The sequence below is a fragment of the Priestia sp. HNGD-A6 genome, assembly GCF_045784335.1.
Lineage (GTDB): Bacteria > Bacillota > Bacilli > Bacillales > Bacillaceae_H > Priestia > Priestia zanthoxyli.
In genome coordinates this window covers 951,014-974,422 of record NZ_CP138621.1, presented here as the reverse complement: position 1 = coordinate 974,422, position 23,409 = coordinate 951,014, and the positions used below count along the sequence as shown (strand labels likewise).

Below are 23,409 nucleotides of genomic sequence, written 5' to 3'. Positions count from 1 at the left end.
TCTTTTCAAAGAATGCTTCATCTTGAATATAAATAATGGAATAAGATCAAACACGGTTATATCCGCTTTTATAAATCAGATTATTCAAATTAATTGAGCGGACTCTGTTTCAAAAAAGAGAAAGTTAGTTGATAATTATAAATAAAGCAATAATCTACTCTCAAGTTATTATAGAAAGGAGCTTACAATACTGTGAAGAATACATTCCAAGAGCACATAGAGGTCGACTGCTCTTCTAAAAATTTTAACTGGTGGCATGCAGTTATAAATTCGATAAATGATGGTATTCTAGTTATCGACAGAGAAGGGATTGTCAGATTTATTAACCCAGAGTATACAAAGATTACAGGAGTAAAAAGTGATATTATTGGAAAGCCACTAATAGAATATCGCCCAGGAGCTCAGTTAACAAATGCTCTAAAAGACCAACAATGCAGAGTAGGTGTATATCGAAAAGAAAAAAATCGGGAATATATGGTGGATATGGCTCCAATTATAATAGAAGGTAAAGTTGCAGGAGCCGTATCGGTTTGTAAAAGTCTTAATGAAGTTGACAAGTTATCAAAGGAATTGAGAAGACAAACCGAAAAGTTAAAGAATTTAGAAAACCGAATGGATTCTATCTATGAAGCAAAATATACATTTGAACAAATAATTGGTAGGGAAGAAGGGTTAAGGCACGTCGTTCATATAGCTGAAAAAGTAGCAGAATCTCAATTTCCTATTCTTGTGACGGGAGAAAGCGGCACGGGAAAAGAATTATTTTCACAGGCTATACATAATAAAAGTGAGCGCCAGCATGGTCCTTTTATACCTGTAAATTGTGCGGCTATTCCTTCGTCTCTGTTAGAAAGTGAACTTTTTGGATATGGAGACGGTGCTTTTACAAATGCTAAAAAAGGCGGGAAGGCTGGACTATTCGAAATAGCAAACAACGGAACTATATTTTTAGATGAAATTGGAGATATGTCATATGATCTTCAAGCTAAGTTGTTAAGAGTTCTGCAAGAGAAGAAAATCAGAAGGGTAGGAGAAGCTACTGAACGAGAAGTTGACGTAAGAATTATTGCTGCTACGCACCGCAACTTACAGCAGCTTGTGAATAAGAAACAATTTCGAGAAGATTTATTTTATAGACTTAACGTTATTCAACTAGAGATACCTCCTTTGAGAGAAAGGAAAGAAGATATACGTAAACTCGTCTCCTCCTTTATTAAATACTCGACCGCCAATGCATCTTACAAAATTGACGAATATACACTAGGCTTTCTTCAATCCTATCATTGGCCTGGCAACGTAAGAGAATTAAAAAATGTGATTGACTATGCCACATGTATGGCAGAAGGTACAGATATTATGTTTCATCACCTTCCACAATTTATGATTAAAGATGAACAAAGCTTTTCAGACGTTCTAGGTAAGGTAGATAAACCTAATCAAACACTGCAGGAAGCTATACAGGATAAAGAGTGCGCATTTATTCAGGAAATATTAAGAAAATACCCAAATAATATTGGGGGAAAAAGGAAAACAGCAGAGGTTTTAGGTATTTCTTTAGCTACTTTATACAATAAAATGAAGAAATATCATATTCATTTCTAAGTCGTTAGAAAGATTTCTAGATTTTCAGAAATGCTGGAAACTATGTATTAAGAAACGTATCTCTTCACTGAGCGGTGATTATTTCTAAAATATTAGAATTTCAATTGACAAGAACAAAAAAAGAAAGCAGATTCATTGATAACGCTTTCTTTTTTTGTTGTGCAATAAATTTTTTTGTCACATTTTGAAAGGGTTTTGTAAAGGTTTGTTGCTGTTTTTACATATCCTTGGCATGAATCCTGCAAGAATAAAAAGTACAGAAGTTTTTTACATCCAAGATTCATCAATCTACAAATTTAGGGCAGGGGGGATTACATGTTAGCATTATTAGGATTTTTAATTATTGGTTTATTTCTATTTTTAATTATGACCAATCGTTTATCTGTATTGATTGCTTTAGTTCTCGTACCAACTGTTTTTGCATTAATAGGTGGATTTGGATTAGAAATGGGAGACATGATGTTAGAAGGCATTATAAAAGTAGCACCTACAGGCATTATGATTGTTTTTGCAGTTTTGTACTTTGGTTTAATGATTGATACGGGTTTATTTAATCCTATGATTTCTAAAATGCTTCGTCTAGTTAAAGGAGATCCATTAAAAGTAGTCGTAGGTACAGCTATTGTTACGATGCTTGTATCATTAGACGGTGACGGTGCATCTACTTTTATGATTACCATTACAGCGCTGCTACCTCTTTATAAAAGATTAAAGATGAATCCTCTTATTTTATCAGGAGTGGTTGCTTTAGGAGCAGGAGTTATGAACTTAGCTCCTTGGGGGGGGCCTACTGCTAGAGCCATGACTACATTTAATGCAGATTCTTCTCAATTATTTAACCCTGTTATCCCCGCGATGATTGCTGGGATTGTGTGGGTGTTAGCATCTGCTTTTTGGCTTGGGAAAAAGGAGCGGCAGAGACTAGGAGTCATTGAACTAGAAGAACATATACAAGGGTTTACAGAACATGCAGCTGCTCTAGAAATGAAAAAGCCCCAGCTTTTTTGGTTTAATCTTGCTTTAACAATTTTGCTTCTTATCGCGTTAATTAAAGTATGGCTGCCTTTACCGATTTTATTTATTGTCGCGTTTGCAATTGCTCTTTTAGTCAATTATCCAAATCCAGAAGAGCAGCAAAAACGCTTACTAAGCCATGCAAATAACGTTTTAATTGTTTCTACGATGATTTTCGCTGCAGGTATTTTCACGGGTATTTTGACAGGAACAAAGATGATAGATGGAATGGCTTCTGCAATGGTTAGTATTATCCCTGAATCACTAGCTTCTTACTTACCTGTACTAGTAGCAATTACAAGTATGCCTCTTAGCTTAGTGTTTACACCGGATGCCTACTATTTTGGGGTCTTACCAATTATTAGCCAGACGGCTTCTAACTTTGGCATCAATCCAATTGAGATTGGCAGAGCAGCTATTTTAGGACAGATGACGACTGGATTTCCATTAAGTCCTTTAACCGCCTCGACCTTTATCCTTGTAGGGTTAGCGGGAGTGAATTTAGGCGATCATCAGCGTTTTATCTTTAAGTGGGCATTTGGAACCACCATTGTTATGACGATTGTGGCATTAATAACGGGAGCAATTACTATTTGAGGTGATGAAAATGATAAGAATTGGATCAGGCGCGGGTTTTTCAGGAGATCGATTAGAACCGGCGGTTATATTGGCTGAAAAAGGAAATTTAGATTATTTAGTATTAGAATGTTTAGCTGAAAGAACAATCGCACTTGCCCAAAAAAGAAAAAGTCAAAATCCTTTAATGGGTTATGATCCCTTATTGGAAAAAAGACTAGAGCTTCTTTTGCCTATTATCAAGAAAAATAAAGTGCGAATTATTACAAATATGGGGGCAGCCAATCCAATAGGTGCTGCTGAAAAAGTTGTGGAAATGGCTAACCGATTGAACATTGAGATAAAAGTGGCGGCCGTATCCGGAGATGACGTACTAAAGTTGATAGATAGAAATGGATTGACTCTAGAAACAAATGAACCGATATCTCATTTTGGTAACGTTATATCTGCAAACGCTTACCTTGGTGTAGGAACAATATTGCCAGCTCTAGAGACAGAGGCTCAAGTTATTATTACCGGTAGAGTAGCAGATCCGTCTTTATTTGTTGCTCCAATGGTACACCACTTTGGATGGTCTTTAGACGACGTAGATAAAATTGCTCAAGGAACAGTAATTGGACACTTATTGGAGTGTGGGGGACAGGTAGCTGGTGGTTATTTTGCTGATCCCGGAAAAAAAGAAGTCCCAAAGCTTGCTGAATTAGGTTTTCCATTTGCTGATGTTAAAGAAGATGGGACAGCCATCATTACTAAAGTAGAAGGGACAGGAGGAGTCATCAACTTAGCTACTGTAAAAGAACAGCTTCTTTACGAAGTAACTAACCCTCATCAATATATAACACCGGATGTTATTGCAGATTTTACTTCCGTTCATTTACAGGAAATTAAATTGAACCAAATTCAAGTGTCTGGCGGAACAGGTATAACAAGGCCTGAAACGTTAAAAGTCAGCGTAGGTTACGAAGCAGGTGTTATTGGAGAAGGGGAAATTTCCTACGCTGGATCCAATGCTCTAGAAAGAGCTAAGCTAGCTGGTGAAATCTTATATAAGCGTTTAAAAGATAAAGTGGTCGACTTAAGAATTGATTATATCGGTATTTCTTCCGTTCATAGAGTCTCTTTTCAAGAATCAGATCCTTATGAAATCAGGCTGAGAGTAGCAGGGAAATGTCTTACTTTAAAGGAAGCAGCCAAAATTGGAGAAGAGGTAGAGGCTCTTTATACAAATGGGCCCGCAGGTGGAGGCGGAGCAAGAAAGTATGTTAATGAAGTAGTAGGAATTGTTTCTACGTTGATTTCACGTAACAAAATAGAAACCTACTTTACATTAAAGGAGAGCATAACAAATGAAAAAGAAATTATATGAACTTGCTCACAGTCGAGCTGGGGATAAAGGAAACACGCTTATGCTATCACTAATTCCGTATGACGAAAAAGATTATTTTTTATTACATGAAAAAGTGACTGCTTCGGAAGTGAAAAAACACTTAAAAAATATTGTAGAAGGAGACATTGTTCGCTATGAGGTTCCTAATATATCAGCGTTTCAATTTGTATGTCACCGCGCGTTACTTGGTGGAGTGACTACTTCTTTAGGAATGGATACGCACGGAAAAAGCTTAAGTTATGCCCTGCTGGAAATGGAAGTAGACATTTGAATAATAGTATAAAGGAGGTACTTTATCAGTGAACAATACGTCAATACAAAAAGTTCTAAGTTTTATTACTATAGGAGTTCTTATTCTAGCTTTCTTTCCTTTAAGTAGTGTTGCGGCAAAAGAAGAAAATAATTATAAAAACGTAAAAAAACCAACCTCTTCAGTTTTATCAGGTAACTATTATTTGGAGCAGAAGATTGAATTAAAGACAAGCACACCAGGTGCGAAAATTTACTATACACTTGACGGGAGCACTCCGATCAGTCAAAGCAATCAGTATTCGAACCCAATTATTATTAATAACGATACGGTGCTTAAAGCAATTTCCATAAAAGGAAACAGCGGCTTTTTCTCCAATTCATATGCCTAAGAATTCAGGTATTCCATTTATCATGTCGGTTTTCTGGTTCATTGCTGGTTTTGGCTTAACGTTCCACTGGGTATGGGTAGCGATATTCGGTTTGACAGGAGTAGGAGCTTGTTTACTAGCCCGTTCTTTTCAATACAACTCGGACTATTATATTCCCGTGGATGAAATTCGACATACAGAAGATTCAGTAGGGAGGGTCGGGTAACATGGCATATGCGACAGCGCATCACGAAGAACATCACCATGAACATGATGATGAAATCAAAGTTATGGGTTTTTGGCTTTTCCTCGTAACGGACTGTATCTTATTTGGAGCATTATTTGCTACATATGCCGTTCTTGTTAATCATACTGCGGGAGGCCTTACAGGAAAGGAATTTTTTGAAGTCCCAGGATTTGTTTCTGAAACGTTTATCTTATTAACGAGCAGCTTTACAAGCGGATTGGCCGTGTTAAGCATGCACAAAGGAAAAATAAAGCCTTTAATTGGCTGGCTAATTGTAACTCTGCTTTTAGGTGTATGCTTTGTTGGCCTTGAAATTCATGAATTTCAAACAATGGTTCACGAAGGAGCAACCATTTCTACGAGCGCATTTTTTACGGCTTTCTACACGCTGGTTAGTACACACGGGCTGCACGTTTCGGTCGGAATCATTTGGATGATTTCAATTACAATCCAGTTAAAACGATACGGAATTACCTCTGTAACAAAACGAAAAGTGACGATTATCAGCTTATACTGGCATTTTCTTGATGCTGTCTGGATCTTCCTTTATACGGTTGTGTATTTAATGGGGGTGATGTAGATGGAGAACCACGGGTCGTTAAAAGCTTATACAATCGGATTTGTTTTCTCGATTATTTTAACCATTATTCCTCTGCTGCTGGTATTAAACCACGTACTTGCTAAAAATATATTACTAGCTAGCATTCTAGGAATGGCCGTGCTTCAATTTTTTGTTCAATTGTTTTTCTGTATGCATATTAAAGACGGAGAAAAGCCTCGTTATAATGTGATGGCCTTAATACTTGGAATCGTTTTTGTTATTACGATTGTAGCAGGATCTATTTGGATAATGACTTTTAACTCTCAAGTTCAATAAAAATGGAGCCGTGCCCCCACACGTCTCTATTTTTTATTAATTTCTATAACTTGTGATAAAAATCACATACTTTCGCTTGCGCAAGAAGTACAATAAAAGTGTAGCAAAGAAAGTTCTTTATAAACGAATGTTAAAGGAGAGATTATGATGAATATGGCTTATCGTAACATCCTCGTAGCAGTAGACGGTTCTGTAGAAGCGGAGTGGGCATTCAAAAAAGCAGTTAACAGTGCGAAAAAAAATAACGCTCATTTGATAATTTGTCACGTTATCGACATACAGGCGTTAAGTCCATCACCTTATGCATTTTATACGGATACACGCTTTCAAGATGCAGAGAAATTTGCTGAAGAACTTTTAACCAACTATAGTAACCTAGCCATTAAGGCTGGAGTAACGAAAGTCGAGCCCTTAATTGAACACGGTTCTCCTAAAACAAAAATATCTAAAAAAATTGCTCCCGATAAGCACGTTGATTTAATTGTATGCGGTGCAACCGGGTTAAACGCGGTAGAGCGTATCTTAATCGGAAGTGTATCTCAGCATATTTTGCGCTATGCCAAATGTGATGTGTTAATCGTTCGCACCCCTAAAGAAGCTGAAGAGGAATCAAAGCCTTTACAAGTAGAACTAACAGAGTAGCAGGCACAGACGAGAAATAAAACTTGTTGTGCACAGCAAAATAAAAAGCTCTCACCATTTATTTAAAGAGAGGGGATAAACGTATTTTAGTTAAAAGAAGATCCGAACAAGGAGTCAAGGTTCTCAAGAGAGAACGTGACTCGTTCGGATTTTTTTATTGTGATGGTGAATGTATTTTTCGTGTATCCAGCTGTTGATTGAAGGGGAATGGCAGAAAGAAAGGGGAGGATAGTAGAGCACATCAAACATGTTTATGAAAGAAGAAGAGGGGAAGAACAAGCATATAGAAAACTTTTCCTTAGTTGGTTAAGGTTGATTTATAAAGGAGTGACGAATATGTCAAAGTTAAATAATCCATTAACTCAATATTTCCATGAAGACTATCCAAAGCAGTATCAAGAACCGCCTGGTGTACAAAAAGAAATGAACGTCATCCCAGACTGCGGGGAGAACAGTTACATAGGTGCAGGTAAATTAAAAGGCAGAAAAGCTCTTGTAACAGGTGGGGATTCAGGTATTGGCCGAGCAGCAGCTATCGCTTATGCAAGAGAAGGAGCTGACGTTGCGCTTAATTACTTGCCACAAGAGCAAACTGATGCAGAAGAAGTAAAAAAGCTTATTGAGGCAGAAGGCAGAAAAGCAGTACTCATACCTGGTGATGTAGGCGAAGAATCTTTTTGCAAGGAGCTAGTAGAAAAAGCTTATAAAGAATTAGATGGATTAGACGTTTTAGCGCTCGTAGCAGGTAAACAGCAGGCAGTAGAAGATCTTGCTGATTTAGAAACGGATCAGCTGCGCAAAACCTTTGAAGTAAATGTATTCTCTTTATATTGGACCGTAAAAGCAGCGCTGCCTTATTTACCGGCAGGTGCTTCTATTATTACCACAAGTTCTGTACAAGGCTATAGCCCAAGTCCTAATTTATTAGATTATGCAGCTACAAAGTTTGCCATTAACGGATTCACTCGCGGACTAGCCAAGCAATTAGCTCCAAAAGGTATTCGCGTTAACTCCGTTGCTCCAGGACCTATCTGGACGCCGCTTCAAATTTCTGGAGGGCAGCCAAGCGACGCTATTCCAGGCTTTGGACAAGATACACCTTTGCAGCGTGCTGGTCAGCCGGTAGAGTTAGCAAATGTATACGTATTTTTAGCTTCAACGGATGCAAGCTACGTAACAGCTCAAGTTTACGGAATTACAGGCGGAATAGAACTAGCTTAAAACAAAAAGACACGTGCAGTTATGAACTGCACGTGTTTTTTTGTTTTATCGTCTTTTACCTTTTAAAGTTTGTACACAAATGTAGCTAAGCGTAGCGAATAACGCTGTAATAAATGCCGAGTGAGACAGTGTAGCAAAGACATTTAAACGAGACATGACAACAAAGATACCGCTAAATATTTGAGCAAAGGTTAAAGCAACTGCAATGATAGACGCGTAGTAAATATCACGGCGAGTTTCTTTATACTGTTTGATAGCAGATACCATAATCCAAATGATAAGAACAAACAGCACAAGAGCAGCAAATCGGTGAGCAAAGTGAATGCCTGTTGTTCCTGATAGCTTTGGAATAAGAGTGTTGCCATAACAAGCCGGAAAGCTTGTACACGCTAAGCTTGCACCTTTGTGACGCACATATGCACCTAAATAAATATCGCAGTAGGTAAATATAAGCGTAAACCATGCGAGCCATCTAAATTTGCCTGTAACGGCTCCTTTAATAAAATGATCCGAACGGTCCTTTTGAATAACAAATATTGAAAGTAAAAATACACCGGTAAACGCAATAAGCGAAAGACCGAAATGCAGGGCTAGCGCCTCAGCTGACTGAGGCCAGATAACGGCAGAAGCCCCCAGCAACGACTCGATAACGATAAATGCAATACTCATGATCGCTAAAATTTTCACTTCACGGTTTCTGCGATAACGAATCCAAGCCCAAATAGAAAATGCTAAAACAAGAAGACCTGCAAATGCGGTAATCAAACGATGCGTATATTCAATCATTGTTGCTACTGCGTATTCGGGTATTAACTGCCCGTTACATAGTGGCCACTCGTTTCCGCACCCTAATCCAGACCCTGTGGTTGTGACCAGACTGCCGGCAATCATTAAAATAAACATAACAATCGTTGTAAATATAGCTGTTATTTTAAATAAATTTCTCATACGTTGACTCCCTTTGTTGAGTTACTAATTATGACTATAGATTTGATGAATACGATAGTCAAGTAGTAGAACGTAATTAACAAATAACTGTCACAAACTCGCACATGTTTTCCTTAAAGTTGATGTCAGAAAAGCTTTCTTCACTAAGCTTTGTAATGGTTTTTTTCTTTTAAACAATGTAAATATGCTTTCATACATAAGATATAAAAAATTATATTAGTGATTTTATACAATTTGCAAAAAAAACTTTAGAGAGAATGGAGATACAATCATATTCCAAAAGTGATAATATAAATATAAATCAAATGATGTTATAAAACCTATCATTTTATGTTAGATATAAAATAAACTTTTTTATCACGGAGAAACTTTATTGAAAGGAGAGATAACGATGAGCTTAGAAGCTTTAAATAAAAGAGTAGAAACCGATCTTTCTTACCTTTCTTTCAGGAAACCAACAGAAGTACAGCCAATTATCCCTAAAAGTGGACACGTATACGATGTAATCATTATTGGAGGAGGTCAAAGCGGTTTAGGAACGGCTTTTGGCTTGCTGCGAGAACGCGTGTCAAATATTCTTGTTATTGATGAAAACCGTTCGGGTTTAGAAGGTCCGTGGGAAACGTATGCACGAATGATTACGCTGAGAACGCCCAAAAACTTAACATCTATCGATTTAGGTATGCCTTCGCTTACGTTTCAAGCGTGGTGGGAAGCACAATTTGGCTCAGAGGGCTGGGAAGCTCTTGACAAAATTCCAAGAGGAGACTGGATGAATTATTTACGCTGGTACCGGAGTATTCTTAACCTTCCTGTGGCAAATGAAATAAAATTAACGTTAATTGAGCCGACGGAAACAGGTATTCATCGCTTGCATATTGAAGGAAATGGAGCTGCATGTCCTACACTGATGGCACGTAAAGTTATACTAGCTACAGGAATTCAAGGAGGAGGAGAGTGGCATGTCCCGCCTATGATTTCTGAAAAATTGCCGCCTCATCTTTATTCTCATACTTCCCAAACGATTGATTTTACTACGTTAAAGAACAAAAAAGTAGCTGTTTTAGGAGGAGGAGCTTCGGCGTTTGATAACGCCAACTATGCGCTTTCCGAAGGAGTTGCTGAAGCTCATGTATTTGTTCGACGAAAAGAACTTCCGCGTATTAATCCAATCAGACAAATGGAAGCTTCAGGAATGATTGAGCGTTTTCATGCTCTGTCAGATGCTGAAAAATATGAAGTAATGGCTCATTTTTTCGAATACAATCAGCCGCCTACGAATGATACATTTGGACGCGCTTCCTCATGGCCAGGTTTTCATTTGCACGTACATGCACCGTGGCTCGATGTCGAGGGAAAACAGGACAAAGCAGTTGTAACAACTCCTCAGGGAGTCTTTACATTTGACTATTTAATTATTAGCACAGGCCTTCTAACAGATCCGGCTCTTCGTCCAGAATTACGTCTTGTTGAAAAACACATCGCCCGCTGGAGCGATTATTACAAAGCACCGCATGAAATTGCCAATCCAGTATTGGATGCCCACCCTTACCTTAGTAATGGCTTTGCTTTTTCAAATCGCAATGGGGAAGGTCAAAAAATGGTATATGGCCTTTTTGCTTTTAATTATTCCGCTTTAATTAGCTGTGGAATTTCTGCTTCCGCTCTTTCAGGGCTGAAATATGCGATACCGAAGCTCGTATCAGAAGTCGCCAATCAGCTTTTTATTGATAACCGCCATGAGAATTTAACCAATTTCTTTGACTATAATGAGCCTGAATTTATCGGCAGCTGGTCAAAAGACGCTAATCAAGTGAAAACAACATAATAAAACTACATTTTTAACAATGAAAAAGGTGAAGCATATGGAGCCGATCTCTAAAAAGAAGATAGCTACTTTGTATACTCAAATTAGCCAAGAAATTTTTAATGTAGGCGTGAATACTCAAAAAATAGATATTATTGATAATAAAATTCTTATACTAGCTCAATCAAAAAGAATGCCAGCGCTAGACGCCCTCAGTGAAGAATATAAAGAATTAGTGATGTCTCTTGATGCGGCTTTGTCGACTAAATATAAAAAAATGCTAAAGCAAAAAGTGGAGCTATTATTCGATATCCAGGTCACTTCTTTATTTAGAGATTATGATCCTGCTACTGAGAATTCTTGTACGGTTATTTGCTTTAAATAACTTCTCTATATAAATGGCAAAACGTTCGATGAAATCGTTGGTTTTGCAAAAAACGTAAAAGACGGATGCTTATCTTCTGTTTACAGAAGCAAAGAGCCGTGAAGATAGAAGGGTTTCCTTCTGTTTTCACGGCTCTTTTTATACATATTTTCATAAAAAAGGAGTGGGGAAATGACTGAATATACACTTGTTGATAAAGCGGCTGTAAAAACTAGTTAAAAAAATCCAATCGATCATTAAAGGAGTGAAAAGCAAGTGGCGATAAATGAAAAAGTTGAAACTCAGCATATGGAACTAATAAAAAAATCAGCACCTAATCCTTCATGGGTAGATAAGCTGTTTCATTTAACAGAACGTAAAACAGATGTAAAAACAGAAATTCTTGCGGGAATTACGACTTTTGTGACGATGAGCTATATTATCTTTGTTAATCCGACGATTTTAGCAGATGCAGGCATTCCAAAAGAAGCGGCAATTGCGGCAACAATTTTTGCCACTGTTTTTGCAACTCTTTTGTTTGCACTGTGGGCGAACATGCCTATTGCAGTTGCACCAGGAATGGGGCTAAACGCTTTTTTTACGTATACAGTGGTATTGGGTGAAGGGTTAACGTGGCAAACAGGTTTAGGAGCCGTATTTATTTCAGGGGTTGTATTTTTTATTTTAACCATAACAGGCTTACGCAAGAAGATTATTGAAGGGATACCCGCTATTTTAAAAAGTGCTATTTCCGTTGGAATCGGTCTATTTATTGCTTTTATCGGTTTTAAGCAAGCTGGAATTATTGTAAGCAACAAAGAAAATTTAGTAGCGCTTGGACAACTGACAAAACCGGGCCCATTACTTGCTTTATTAGGTTTTATCGCGGTAACTGTATTAACTGCTCGAAAAATTAAAGGAGCAGCTTTGATTAGTATTTTACTAGTATCAATTGCAGGGATGGTGCTGGGCATAGTAGAAGCCCCTAAAAGCATCAGCAGCGTTGTGTCGTTTTCAATGCCAAGCATGTCAGAAACTTTTTTACAAATGGATATTAAATCTGCTCTCCACTACGGTCTTTTCTCTATTATTTTTTCATTTACGCTTGTGGAGCTATTTGATAATTTAGGATCGATGATTGGATTATCTAAAAAAGCTGGACTAATGGATGAAAAAGGAGAAATTAAAGGGTTAGATAAAGCGCTTATGGCAGATTCTCTTGCGACTGTAGCCAGTGCTGCTATGGGATCTACCGCAATGAACGCGTATGTAGAAAACGCGGCGGGAATTGCAGAAGGAGGCAAAACGGGTCTTAAAGCACTGGTTGTTGCCATGCTGTTTTTAGTCAGTATTTTGTTCACTCCATTGATCAGCATTATTCCTGCTTTTGCTACAGCGCCTATTTTAATTATGGTTGGAGCTCTCATGTTAACAGAAATTAAAAACATTCCTCTCGACGAAATAACAGATGCTGTACCTGCTTTTTGCACCATTATTTTGATGCCGTTAACATTTAGTATCGGCGAAGGCTTAGCGCTAGGGTTTTTATCTTATACGTTCGTTAAATTGTTAGCCGGCAAGGCGAAAGAAATCCACTGGATTATGTACATCATTAGCGCCGCTTTTATTATCAACTTCATCTGGGCTGCTTGAACGCATATATCTAGAGCAAAAAAGACTTCTCAGCTGAGAAGTCTTTTTTACTGATCGTGTAGATTTTAATCTCTCTCCCTTACAGAAATAAAAGATAGCGAAGGAAGATATATAACGTTGAAATTAAAAGAGATACAAGCATAATTGGAGCTCCAATTTTCAAAAAGTCCATAAACGAAAATTTATGTCCTTTTTTTACAGCCATGCCAGCTACAATGACGTTGGCAGATGCTCCAATTAACGTACCGTTTCCTCCCAAACATGCTCCTAGAGCCAATGACCACCATAGTACATTGATTTGAGCAGAATCAGGGCTCATTCCCATTCCATGAGCCATATCTTGAATAAGTGGAATCATTGTAGCAACAAAAGGAATGTTATCAATAACAGCTGAGGCAATGCCACTAATCCACAAAATGAGATAAGCTGAGAGTGCGATATTGCCGTCTGTAACGTTCAACGCGCCAGCAGCCAGCTTTTTAATAATGCCTACATCGATTAAGCCTCCGACAAGAACAAACAAACCTGCAAAGAAAATAATGGTTGTCCATTCAACAGAATCAAATGCGCTTTCTACTTCATCATGAGTTCTTAATCCAATTACCAGTAGTACAGCAGCACCTGTAATGGCTACCATAGCCGCATCAATGTGCAAAACAGAATGCAGGGTAAAACCTAGAATCGTTAATACTAATACAGTTAACGATTTTTTCATTAAAACAGAATCTTGAATATAATCTTTTTCATTTAAACTCATTAACTCTTGCTTTTTACTATCTTCTACTTTTAACTTTTTACGATAGATAAGAACAAGAATCCCCAGCGTAACAACACCGATAATCAGCACTGCAGGAGTTAAATTTAATAAAAAAGCATTAAAATCAAGGTGAGGATTCGCTGCCCCAATCATGATATTAGGGGGGTCGCCTATTAAAGTTGCCGTTCCTCCAATATTTGAAAACAGCACTTCTGATATAAGAAACGGAAAAGGATTAATGTTTAAAATAGTAGTAATCGAAAATGTAACCGGAACAATTAACAACACCGTTGTTACATTGTCTAAAAAAGCTGATCCGACGCCTGTTAAAATCGATAAAATAACTAGAATTCGAACCGGATCACCTTTAGCAATTTTAGCAGACTTGATGGCTGCGTATTGAAACACGCCTGTTTTGTTTGTGATGCCGACTAAAATCATCATACCCATAAGCAGGACAATCGTTTCCCATTGAATATGCTCCATAATGGCCTTATTAAAGTCAACAATACCTAACAAAATCATCAATATAGCACCTAAAAGAGCTGCTGAAGCGCGATTGATCTTCTCGGTCATAATCAAAAAATATGTAATGATAAATATAATAATGGCTGCGTATACATGAAAACTTGTAATGTGTTGAATTGCATTGTGCATAACAGTAACCTGGCGATATGTCATCTAGTGACGAGAACTTTGGATGTTGTCCAGGTTTTCACCTCATCTTTCATCGTTTAATTTACATCCAACTTTACGGTGAAACTTCTATAAAATCCGCTTTCCTTTAACCAACCTCCTTTAAAAGCTTTGGTGTTCTTCAAAATGCAGACGATTCCTTCAGCATTATATCATATTTACATAAAAGCTTTCTTGCTAATTATTCATGTGATTTTCAACCCACACGCTTATTATGCACCTTAAATTCAGTTTACATAATTGATTCCTCTAATATCGGACAAAGTTAGACAAAGTTGGAACAGTGTCCAATTTTGTCTAACTTTGTGAGAACAAATAAAACAATGGATTGCTAAGATAAAGCGGTTTTCATGTTGGCACGGTACTTGCAAGAGTAATTAAGTGAAGTTTGATAATCAAATGAGGAGGCTTACCATAATGAAAACTGCTCAAAATAAAACAGAAAAGCTTACGAAAGAAAAAGCCAGCTGGATGTATCAGAAAATGGTAGAAATTCGAAAGTTTGAAGATGAAGTACATCAAATTTTTGCAAAAGGTGTACTGCCTGGTTTTGTTCATCTGTATGCAGGTGAAGAAGCGATAGCGGTTGGAATGTGCGCTCACCTTAATGACAGTGACAGTATTACGAGCACTCATCGTGGACACGGTCATTGTATTGCTAAAGGCGGCGATTTAGATGGAATGATGGCTGAACTATTTGGGAAGGTAACCGGGTTAGGCAAAGGAAAAGGCGGATCTATGCATATCGCGGATTTAGATAAAGGAATTTTAGGAGCAAATGGAATTGTAGGAGGAGGATTTCCGCTTGCATGTGGTTCTGCTTTAACTGCTAAATATAAAAAGACAAGAGATGTAAGCGTTTGCTTTTTTGGAGACGGAGCGGGCAATGAAGGAACGTTTCATGAAGGAATTAACTTAGCAGCCATTTGGAAACTGCCTGTTGTTTTTGTTGCTGAGAATAATGGCTACGGAGAGGCAACTCCCTTTTCTTATGCTTCAAGCTGCAGCACGATTGCAGACCGTGCCGCATCTTACAATATTCCAGGCGTACGAGTGGATGGAAAAGACGTGATGGCTGTTTATGAAGCAGCTGCTGAAGCGATTCAACGAGCTCGCAGAGGGGAAGGCCCCACGTTAATTGAATGTGTAACGTATCGAAATTACGGGCATTTCGAAGGCGACGCACAAACGTACAAATCAGGCAGTGAAAAGAAAGAACATCTTCAGGAAAAAGATGCGATTGCTCTTTTTGAAAACTATTTGCTTTCAGAACAAGTAGTAACAGAAAAAGAGCTTAGAGATATTGAAAGTGACGTAGAAAAAGCAGTAAAACGCGCAGTTGAGCTAGCAGAAACAAGCGATTATCCTGATGCTTCCGAACTATTAACAGATGTTTATGTATCTTACTAATTAAAGGGGGAAAAGAAAATGACTAGAAAATTAAGTATGTCTGAAGCTATCAACGAAGCAATGAAACTAGCGATGCGAAAAGATGAGAATGTGATTCTGCTGGGAGAAGATGTAGCTGGCGGAGCGGAAATTGACCACCTGCAAGATGATGAGGCTTGGGGCGGTGTCCTTGGAGTGACAAAGGGACTTGTACAAGAATTTGGACGTGAACGAATTCTTGATACGCCTATTTCAGAAGCAGCTTATATAGGAGCTGCAATGGGAGCGGCAGCTACGGGGTTAAGACCGGTTGCAGAATTAATGTTTAATGACTTTATTGGCTGCTGCTTAGATCAAGTGCTGAATCAAGGCGCAAAATTTAGATACATGTTCGGAGGAAAAGCAGAAGTGCCCGTTACAATTCGAACGACTCATGGAGCTGGATTCAGAGCTGCGGCTCAGCATTCTCAGAGCTTGTATGCTTTGTTCACTAGCATTCCTGGCATTAAAGTAGTGGTGCCCTCTACCCCTTACGATGCAAAAGGTTTATTATTAGCAGCAATTGAAGACAATGATCCGGTTATCTTTTTTGAAGACAAAACATTGTACAACATGAAAGGTGAGGTTCCTGAAGGCTATTATACGATTCCATTAGGAAAAGCAGACGTGAAACGCGAAGGAACAGATTTAACTATTGTAGCGATTGGCAAACAAGTAAATACTGCACTTACAGCCGCAGATCAATTATCTCACAAAGGAATTGACGTAGAAGTAGTCGATCCGCGAAGTCTATCACCTTTTGACGAAGAGACGATTCTTTCTTCTGTAGAAAAAACGAATCGATTAATTGTTATTGACGAAGCTAACCCAAGATGCAGCATCGCAACAGATATTGCTGCGCTAGTTGCTGATAAAGGATTTGATATGCTTGATGCACCTATTAAACGAATTACAGCACCACATACACCTGTACCATTTTCACCTCCATTAGAAGATATTTATCTGCCAACACCGCAAAAAGTAATTGAAGTTGTATCGGAGTTGCTAGGAGATAAATCGCTTCTAAGCGTGTAAGTAAAGAGAAAGGAGGAGGAAGCAAATGGCTGCAGAGGTTGTAATGCCAAAACTAGGTATGGCAATGAAAGAAGGAACCGTTTCGACATGGAATAAAAAAGTGGGAGACTCCGTTTCAAAAGGAGATATGATTGCAAGTATTAATTCTGAAAAAATAGAAATGGAAATTGAAGCGCCGCAGGACGGTGTGATTCTTGATATCCTTGTGCAAGAAGATATAGGAGTGCCTCCTGGAACGATTATCTGTTATGTTGGAAAGCCAAACGAGCAGCTCACTGAGCAGAACCGTTCAGCAAATGAGCTGCAAGCGCCTAAAAACGAGGTAGCGGCTGCTGTCTCTTTAGAAGAGCCGCCAGCAAACGCAGCTTCATCAAAGAAGAGCAAAGAAACTGTGCGCATTTCACCAATTGCACGGAAAATAGCAGAATCTGAAAACCTTGACATTGAAATGATTAAAGGCACGGGACCAAAAGGAAGAATCACAAAAGCGGATGTAGAGAAAGTGCTGACAGAAAAAGCTTCAGAAACAAGTCATCCACCAGTTGAAATAGATAAAGCTACAAAAAAAGAAACGCTTCCAGTAGCGGGGATGAGGAAAGTCATTGCAGGCCGAATGCATAATAGCTTACTAAACAGTGCTCAATTAACGATTAATATGAAAGCTGACGTGACGGATTTGCTGTCTCTTCAACGAGAAATTAAAGAAGTGATTCAACAACGCCATAAGGTGAAAATCTCTCTAACTGATTTTATTGCTCGCGCTGTTGTTCTTTCACTTCAAGAACACAAGCAAATGAACAGTGCGTATATCGATAACGAAATTCATCTCTATCATCATGTTCATCTTGGAATGGCCGTGGCTTTAGAAAATGGGCTAGTTGTTCCTGTTGTGCAACATGCTGAAAAAATGCCGTTAGTTGAATTAGCTGCAGAGATAAAAACACGAGCAGCAGATGCTCGGCAAGGTCAGTTGAGTACTGATAGCATGCAAGGTTCCACATTCACTATTACTAATCTCGGTGCCTACGGAGTAGAGTATTTTACACCTGTATTGAACCCGCCTGAAACAGGAATCCTTGGTGTGGGAGCTACTGAAGATGTACCTATGTATATAGGAGACGATTTACAAAGAAGAAACGTGCTGCCTTTAAGCCTGACGTTTGATCATCGCGTACTGGACGGAGCACCTGCAGCTAATTTCCTTGGAACTATTAAACAATACTTAGAGCAACCTATTTTACTACTCTTATAGAAAGGTGGTGCATTCCATGAAACCTTTAGTTGTCATTGGCGGCGGTCCTGCAGGATATGTGGCGGCAATCACTGCCGCCCGGCAAGGAAAACAAGTTACGTTAATCGAACAAAAAGATTTAGGTGGAACATGTTTAAATGAGGGCTGCATGCCAACAAAGTCATTATTAGCAAGCGCGGAAGCCTATGAGAAAATAAAGCAAGCTGAGCAATTCGGCATCACTCTTCCTTTAGAACAAGTGAAAATTAACTGGGATGGCGTTCAGCATCATAAAACAACCATTGTTAAAAACTTGGTCAGGGGAATTGGCTATTTGATGAAAAAGAACAGTATTAAAGTCATGAAAGGAGAAGCTTCTTTTTTGACAAATCATCGCCTAGCCGTGCGAAATGAAAATCAAGTAGAAGAAATAGAGGCTGAACAGTTTATTATTGCTGCAGGTTCAGAACCTGCTAGCCTGCCGTTTGCTCCGTTTGATGGAAAGTGGATCATTCACAGTGGACAAGCGATGTCGCTGCCTGCTATCCCTTCATCTCTTTTGATAGTAGGAGGAGGGGTAATTGGGTGTGAATTTGCAAGCATTTACAGTCAAATGGGAACAAAAGTAACGATTGTGGAAGCGACAGATCAGCTGCTTTCTGGTGAAGATGCCGATATCGCCTTTATGTTGCAGGAAGAGTTAGAGAAAAAAGGCGTAACGATTTATACATCCGCTTCGCTAACAGAAATGCAGCCAGAAGATAAAACGGCTCTATTTAAACATAAAGAAGAACTGTATGAACTGCAGGCTGACTATGCATTAATTTCAATTGGGAGAAAGCCTAGAGTGCTAGGTTTAGGTTTAGAAAAGCTTGGCATACATTTTTCAAAACAAGGAATTGATGTTAATGAACATATGCAAACGAATATACCTAATATCTATGCTTGTGGAGATGTAGTCGGTGGAATTCAGCTTGCCCATGTAGCCTTTCATGAAGGCACAGTTGCTGCTTTGCACGCATACGGAAAAGATAAGAGCGTGAATTACCGAGCTGTATCACGCTGCATCTATACTCATCCTGAAATTGCAAGTGTCGGTTTGACAGAAAAACAAGCCCGAGAAAAATACGGTGATGTTCGTATCGGAGAATTTTCGTTTACGGCAAACGGCAAAGCGATGATTGCAAATGATTCTGTTGGAAAAGTGAAAGTAATCGTAGAACCGCAGTTTAATGAAATTATTGGGCTTTCCATTGTAGGTGCACATGCTACAGAATTAATTGGACAAGGAACTATCATGCTGCACGGGGAGTTGACCACGGATGTAATGGAAGACTTTATCGCTGCTCATCCTACATTATCCGAAGCGATTCATGAAGCTCTTTTGCATTCAGCGGGTCAGGCCGTTCACTCATGATTATACAAGTGCTCAAGTTATTAAGCTCTTTAAGAATGAAAAGTAAAAATGAATGATTCAAAAAGGTAAACTAGAGGATGAAGGAATCATGAAAGAGGGAGAGGGATTTTCCTGCATCCTCGTCTAGTTTTTCTATTAATTTTTACATAACGTGAGTTTAAGAATCTATCTTTGTTAATGATAACGTTTTCTTTGTGATTTATAATAATAGTAACAAGCCTTGATTTACTATATTCAATTAAGTTTATAGGGGAGAGGTAAGAAATGGAATCCACACTTTCTTTAAACACATGGAAACGTTTTGTAAACGAAGGAGCACTTGAATCTTCAAGGTTAAACGACATCATTGTAAAATCGTGGCACCGCTGTAAAAGCGCAGATGTTAACCCTTACCTAGATAAAGGCAGATCGATTTTAAGAAACGAAGATTTTCATTCTCGAAAACAAATGAACTCTTTATTTCTTGAAACGGCGTTGCCGCACTTAGAAAGAATCAGACAATCAGCGGCAGATTTAGGAATGGTTGCTCTATTAATTGACCCAGAAGGCTATATTTTATCTATTACAGGAAATAGACTTACACTGAATGAAGCAAGAAAAATTAATTTTGTGGAAGGTGCCTGTTGGACAGAAAAAGAAGTAGGAACAAATGCAATCGGGACGGCTCTGCAAACGGAAGAACCCATTATGATAACAGGTACAGAACATTATTCGATTGCTTCGCATCAATGGAGCTGTTCGGCGGCGCCTGTTCGAAATGACGACGGAAATTTAATTGGGATTATTAATATTTCCTGTCCCGTAAACAGAGCGCATCCTTATATGCTTGGAATGGTTACGTCCATTGCGTATACAATCGAACGGGAGTTAAGCATTCGAATGCACAAAGACGAAATTGAGTTGGTTCATGCTTCTATGAATTTTGTCGATAGCAAGCAGCTCTTGCTGCTTTGCAATTACAAAGAAGTGATTGTAGGAGCAAGTAAAACCGTTCGGGAATGTATACCTAAATGGTCAGGACAACAGTTGAATACAATTGTACAACAGGGATTTCGTATAGTGATGGAAGTGCCTGTCATTTCAAAAAGACACGGTCATTCTATTGGAAAGATTGTTTACTTATCAGAAGAAACGACTCATAACCAAACAACTAAACAGATCTCTGCTCAATCATTTTGTTTTAAAGGAGAAGCAGGCATAAGCCGATCCTTTCAGCGAACATTAGAAGAAATAAAGCAGGCGGCTCCTACGGATACAACGGTCTATATTTTAGGGGAAACAGGTACTGGAAAAGAAATAGTGGCGAGAACGATTCATGAAAACAGTTCGCGTGAAAACGGGCCTTTTATTGCTCTTAATTGTGGTGCCATTCCGAAGGAACTTATGGAAAGTGAATTATTTGGCTATGCAGAAGGAGCTTTTACAGGAGCACGGCGTCAAGGATATCAAGGGAAGTTTGAACAGGCTAATCATGGTACGATTTTTCTTGATGAAATAGGTGAGCTTCCTCATTCTATGCAAGTTTCTTTGTTAAGAGTATTGCAAGAGCGCAAGGTCACGCCTGTGGGAAGCAATCAGGAAATTCCGGTAAACATCCGGATTATTACCGCTACTCATCGAGATCTTCGCCAACTTGTCAATGAAGGGAAGTTTCGAGAAGATTTATACTACCGGCTTCACGTGTACCCCGTGCATGTTCCGCCTTTACGGGAAAGAAAAGAAGATATTCCGCATCTTATGCGGTACTTTTGTCAAACGAATGATTGGAATATGAATTTCCCCAAGGAACTAGTAGATAAATTGATAGATTACCAGTGGCCCGGAAACGTTCGAGAATTATTTAATGTACTTGAACGCTTGAAAATTTCACTAAACGCGGACACAGAAAAAGAGACAATATTGAGTTATTTGAGTTCTTTACATCTTGGTGGTCAGAGGACCATCTCTCACTCTGATACTTCACAAGAAATAGAAGAAAACGATTTTACGTCCCTATCCGCACTCACATTTCGCGAAAAAGTTCAAAAAGACTTGATGATGGATGCTTTACGTAAAACGCAGGGTAATGTGTCACTTGCCGCTAAACTGTTAGATATACCAAGAAGTACATTTTATAACAGACTAAAAAAATTCAATTTATAAGCTGAGAGTTTTTAGCTATTTTAAATTTAGACGAAGTAAAAAATGAACCATTGATCAAGATTTTCAATTAGTGGTTCTTTTTTTTTTAGGGTGAACGTACGTTCGATTTGTTTAGACCCTTCTAGCAGTTGATTGGAGGGCAAGACGAAAACTCCTGCGGGAAAAGCGGAACAGGTGAGACTCCACAGGAGCGTATGCGACGAGAAGGCTAAGCGGCCGCCTGCGGAAAGCGAAGTCTTGCACGGAACCAACTGACATGTCACGAGCGTTCAGCTCATGTATCCTATTTGTTCGTCGTTAGATTGAGTTGATTTCGTTATATCTCGATCTTTTTTAAATTTAATGAAGAATGTACGCATATTTTATTATCAGATTATTCTGTACTATATACAGTATATTGTATACAATATATAATTTAATCAATATCTAATTAACAAAACCAGAGGTGATGAGTGAATGACAGACAAACAGTTTAGAAATGTACAAGACGGCACAAAAGCGGTATGGGCAGGAGAAAAAGAATCGCTTGCTTACAATGCCACTCAAGTTCCCGTCGTCTTCAGCGTAGCTTACAATTATGATGATGTAGACGAATGGCAAGAAGTTGCGTTAGGAAACAAACCAGGCTATACGTATAATCGCATGAGTAATCCTACGGTTAAAGCTTTTGAAGAAAAAGTAAGGATACTTGAAGAAGCAGAAGAGTCGGTCGCATTTTCCTCCGGCATGGCGGCTATTAGCAGCACATTGTACACTTTTTTAAAACCCGGAGACCGAGTCGTATCGGTAAAAGATACATATGGAGGAACAAATAAAATCTTCACTGAGTTCCTTCCTAACATTGGAGTGGATGTAACCTTATGTAATACGGGAAATCATGAAGAAATTGAAGCGGAAGTAAATAAAGGATGTAAAGTGCTGTATTTAGAGTCACCTACAAATCCTACGATGAAAATTATTGATATTGAAAGAATAGCGAAAGCAGGAAAATCGGTAGGGGCAGTGGTCATTATTGATAATACGTTTGCGACACCAATTAACCAAAACCCTCTTCAATTAGGAGTAGATCTTGTCATTCACAGCGCCACAAAATTTTCAAGCGGACACGCCGATGCTTTAGGCGGGGTAGTATGCGGCTCTAAAGAATTAATGCAGCATGTGTATCACTACCGTGAGATCAATGGCGCGACCATGGACCCTATGTCAGCGTATCTTATTTTAAGAGGAATGAAGACGTTAAAGCTGCGTATACGTCAACAAGAACGAAGCGCTTTGGAAATTGCTAAATTTCTTCAAAAGAAAGAAGCTGTTGAAGCCGTCTATTATCCTGGATTGGAAACACACCCTCATCATCATATTGCCAAAAAACAAATGAAAGGCTTTGGCGGAATATTAAGCTTTGTGTTAAAAGGAGAAATGGAAGCTATTAAAATTTTGCTGCCAAAGTTAACGTATGCAAATAAAGCCGGTAATTTAGGAGCAGTTGAAACGATTTACGGTCCGGCAAGAACGACTAGTCACGTAGAATGTACGCTTGAAGAACGTAAAGCTCTTGGAATATCCGAAGGACTGGTTCGCATATCTGTAGGAATTGAAGATACGGAAGATTTAATTGCAGACTTAGAACAAGCATTTGCTCACTTAGAATCTGCATCACCTATTAGTAATTAAAAAGACATGTATTACTTTTTTAAATAAAAATAAGGTAAGCAACTCTTTTTAGTTGGTAGACGTTTCTTCAAAAT

20 protein-coding genes and 1 pseudogene are annotated in these 23,409 nt (G+C 38.6%); 19 read left to right on the top strand and 2 right to left on the bottom strand.

Translation table 11 applies throughout. From position 1 onward, the window contains the following. Positions 1-192 precede the first annotated feature (192 nt). The 10 genes and pseudogenes from SCI76_RS04985 (at position 193) to SCI76_RS04940 (ending at position 8,186) form a co-directional block, all read left to right on the top strand. Positions 193-1,602: a sigma-54-dependent Fis family transcriptional regulator gene (locus SCI76_RS04985; protein ID WP_081213978.1), complete on the top strand. Its 1,410-nt coding sequence runs from the start codon at positions 193-195 to the stop codon at positions 1,600-1,602. A 315-nt stretch (positions 1,603-1,917) separates the two neighbouring features. Then, positions 1,918-3,213 carry a CitMHS family transporter gene (locus SCI76_RS04980; RefSeq protein ID WP_048021391.1) on the top strand — a complete coding sequence of 432 codons (1,296 nt, stop codon included), beginning with the start codon at positions 1,918-1,920 and terminating at the stop codon, positions 3,211-3,213. Between the two features lie 10 nt (positions 3,214-3,223). Next, complete coding sequence (locus SCI76_RS04975) at positions 3,224-4,558, top strand: acyclic terpene utilization AtuA family protein (protein WP_048021389.1); 1,335 nt, start codon at positions 3,224-3,226, stop codon at positions 4,556-4,558. Then, entirely contained in the window at positions 4,539-4,850 is a 312-nt protein-coding gene (locus SCI76_RS04970) for a hypothetical protein (RefSeq protein WP_048021387.1), read from the top strand. The genes SCI76_RS04975 and SCI76_RS04970 overlap by 20 nt, the downstream gene beginning before the upstream one ends. Before the next feature lie 28 nt (positions 4,851-4,878). Further along, the gene (locus SCI76_RS04965; RefSeq protein ID WP_407545074.1) at positions 4,879-5,220 is read left to right on the top strand and encodes a chitobiase/beta-hexosaminidase C-terminal domain-containing protein; all 342 of its coding nucleotides are present in this window, start codon (positions 4,879-4,881) and stop codon (positions 5,218-5,220) included. Further along, a pseudogene (locus SCI76_RS04960) lies at positions 5,183-5,425 on the top strand (cytochrome ubiquinol oxidase subunit I); the annotation flags it as partial. The gene SCI76_RS04965 and the pseudogene SCI76_RS04960, both read left to right, overlap by 38 nt. Before the next feature lies 1 nt (position 5,426). Then, the gene (gene cyoC / locus SCI76_RS04955; RefSeq protein WP_154989028.1) at positions 5,427-6,026 is read left to right on the top strand and encodes a cytochrome o ubiquinol oxidase subunit III; all 600 of its coding nucleotides are present in this window, start codon (positions 5,427-5,429) and stop codon (positions 6,024-6,026) included. Then, entirely contained in the window at positions 6,027-6,323 is a 297-nt protein-coding gene (gene cyoD / locus SCI76_RS04950) for a cytochrome o ubiquinol oxidase subunit IV (protein ID WP_407545073.1), read from the top strand. Between the two features lie 147 nt (positions 6,324-6,470). Then, positions 6,471-6,965, top strand: a complete 495-nt coding sequence (locus SCI76_RS04945) for a universal stress protein (protein WP_063247227.1) — start codon at positions 6,471-6,473, stop codon at positions 6,963-6,965. 336 nt (positions 6,966-7,301) lie between these two features. Continuing rightward, the gene (locus SCI76_RS04940; RefSeq protein ID WP_048021377.1) at positions 7,302-8,186 is read left to right on the top strand and encodes an SDR family oxidoreductase; all 885 of its coding nucleotides are present in this window, start codon (positions 7,302-7,304) and stop codon (positions 8,184-8,186) included. A gap of 45 nt (positions 8,187-8,231) precedes the next feature. Here the strand turns inward: SCI76_RS04940 and SCI76_RS04935 are convergent, their stop codons facing one another. Further along, entirely contained in the window at positions 8,232-9,134 is a 903-nt protein-coding gene (locus SCI76_RS04935) for a heme A synthase (RefSeq protein WP_014460550.1), read from the bottom strand. A 391-nt stretch (positions 9,135-9,525) separates the two neighbouring features. Here SCI76_RS04935 and SCI76_RS04930 point away from each other — a divergent pair, with 391 nt between their 5' ends. From SCI76_RS04930 to SCI76_RS04920, 3 genes are all read left to right on the top strand, one after another. Continuing rightward, on the top strand, positions 9,526-10,962 hold the full coding sequence (locus SCI76_RS04930) for an NAD(P)/FAD-dependent oxidoreductase (protein ID WP_328174786.1): 1,437 nt from the start codon (positions 9,526-9,528) through the stop codon (positions 10,960-10,962). Between the two features lie 37 nt (positions 10,963-10,999). Next, positions 11,000-11,326 (top strand): Na-translocating system protein MpsC family protein, encoded by a 327-nt coding sequence (locus tag SCI76_RS04925; RefSeq protein WP_014460548.1) that lies wholly within the window; start codon positions 11,000-11,002, stop codon positions 11,324-11,326. A 255-nt stretch (positions 11,327-11,581) separates the two neighbouring features. Further along, entirely contained in the window at positions 11,582-12,958 is a 1,377-nt protein-coding gene (locus tag SCI76_RS04920; protein WP_063247230.1) for an NCS2 family permease, read from the top strand. A 79-nt stretch (positions 12,959-13,037) separates the two neighbouring features. Here the strand turns inward: SCI76_RS04920 and SCI76_RS04915 are convergent, their stop codons facing one another. Next, positions 13,038-14,372: an ArsB/NhaD family transporter gene (locus SCI76_RS04915; protein WP_033579516.1), complete on the bottom strand. Its 1,335-nt coding sequence runs from the start codon at positions 14,370-14,372 to the stop codon at positions 13,038-13,040. A gap of 456 nt (positions 14,373-14,828) precedes the next feature. Here SCI76_RS04915 and SCI76_RS04910 point away from each other — a divergent pair, with 456 nt between their 5' ends. From SCI76_RS04910 to SCI76_RS04885, 6 genes are all read left to right on the top strand, one after another. Then, on the top strand, positions 14,829-15,821 hold the full coding sequence (locus SCI76_RS04910) for a thiamine pyrophosphate-dependent dehydrogenase E1 component subunit alpha (RefSeq protein WP_063247231.1): 993 nt from the start codon (positions 14,829-14,831) through the stop codon (positions 15,819-15,821). An 18-nt stretch (positions 15,822-15,839) separates the two neighbouring features. Next, the gene (locus SCI76_RS04905) at positions 15,840-16,874 is read left to right on the top strand and encodes an alpha-ketoacid dehydrogenase subunit beta (RefSeq protein ID WP_028413711.1); all 1,035 of its coding nucleotides are present in this window, start codon (positions 15,840-15,842) and stop codon (positions 16,872-16,874) included. A 25-nt stretch (positions 16,875-16,899) separates the two neighbouring features. Next, entirely contained in the window at positions 16,900-18,126 is a 1,227-nt protein-coding gene (locus tag SCI76_RS04900) for a dihydrolipoamide acetyltransferase family protein (protein WP_048021372.1), read from the top strand. Between the two features lie 16 nt (positions 18,127-18,142). Then, complete coding sequence (gene lpdA, locus SCI76_RS04895; RefSeq protein WP_328174787.1) at positions 18,143-19,522, top strand: dihydrolipoyl dehydrogenase; 1,380 nt, start codon at positions 18,143-18,145, stop codon at positions 19,520-19,522. 264 nt (positions 19,523-19,786) lie between these two features. Then, entirely contained in the window at positions 19,787-21,664 is a 1,878-nt protein-coding gene (locus SCI76_RS04890; protein ID WP_221833510.1) for a sigma-54-dependent Fis family transcriptional regulator, read from the top strand. A 456-nt stretch (positions 21,665-22,120) separates the two neighbouring features. Beyond that, positions 22,121-23,335 (top strand): cystathionine gamma-synthase family protein, encoded by a 1,215-nt coding sequence (locus SCI76_RS04885; RefSeq protein WP_407545072.1) that lies wholly within the window; start codon positions 22,121-22,123, stop codon positions 23,333-23,335. The last annotated feature ends 74 nt before the right edge of the window (positions 23,336-23,409 follow it).

Coding starts and splice junctions, on each gene's coding strand:
- SCI76_RS04885 (WP_407545072.1), top strand. CDS start 22,121: ATGACAGACAAACAGTTTAGAAATGTACAAGACGGCACAAAAGCGGTA.
- SCI76_RS04915 (WP_033579516.1), bottom strand. CDS start 14,372: ATGCACAATGCAATTCAACACATTACAAGTTTTCATGTATACGCAGCC.
- cyoD (WP_407545073.1), top strand. CDS start 6,027: ATGGAGAACCACGGGTCGTTAAAAGCTTATACAATCGGATTTGTTTTC.
- SCI76_RS04925 (WP_014460548.1), top strand. CDS start 11,000: ATGGAGCCGATCTCTAAAAAGAAGATAGCTACTTTGTATACTCAAATT.
- SCI76_RS04935 (WP_014460550.1), bottom strand. CDS start 9,134: ATGAGAAATTTATTTAAAATAACAGCTATATTTACAACGATTGTTATG.
- SCI76_RS04890 (WP_221833510.1), top strand. CDS start 19,787: ATGGAATCCACACTTTCTTTAAACACATGGAAACGTTTTGTAAACGAA.
- cyoC (WP_154989028.1), top strand. CDS start 5,427: ATGGCATATGCGACAGCGCATCACGAAGAACATCACCATGAACATGAT.
- SCI76_RS04945 (WP_063247227.1), top strand. CDS start 6,471: ATGAATATGGCTTATCGTAACATCCTCGTAGCAGTAGACGGTTCTGTA.
- SCI76_RS04905 (WP_028413711.1), top strand. CDS start 15,840: ATGACTAGAAAATTAAGTATGTCTGAAGCTATCAACGAAGCAATGAAA.
- SCI76_RS04975 (WP_048021389.1), top strand. CDS start 3,224: ATGATAAGAATTGGATCAGGCGCGGGTTTTTCAGGAGATCGATTAGAA.
- SCI76_RS04980 (WP_048021391.1), top strand. CDS start 1,918: ATGTTAGCATTATTAGGATTTTTAATTATTGGTTTATTTCTATTTTTA.
- SCI76_RS04970 (WP_048021387.1), top strand. CDS start 4,539: ATGAAAAAGAAATTATATGAACTTGCTCACAGTCGAGCTGGGGATAAA.
- SCI76_RS04940 (WP_048021377.1), top strand. CDS start 7,302: ATGTCAAAGTTAAATAATCCATTAACTCAATATTTCCATGAAGACTAT.
- SCI76_RS04930 (WP_328174786.1), top strand. CDS start 9,526: ATGAGCTTAGAAGCTTTAAATAAAAGAGTAGAAACCGATCTTTCTTAC.
- SCI76_RS04910 (WP_063247231.1), top strand. CDS start 14,829: ATGAAAACTGCTCAAAATAAAACAGAAAAGCTTACGAAAGAAAAAGCC.
- SCI76_RS04900 (WP_048021372.1), top strand. CDS start 16,900: ATGGCTGCAGAGGTTGTAATGCCAAAACTAGGTATGGCAATGAAAGAA.
- lpdA (WP_328174787.1), top strand. CDS start 18,143: ATGAAACCTTTAGTTGTCATTGGCGGCGGTCCTGCAGGATATGTGGCG.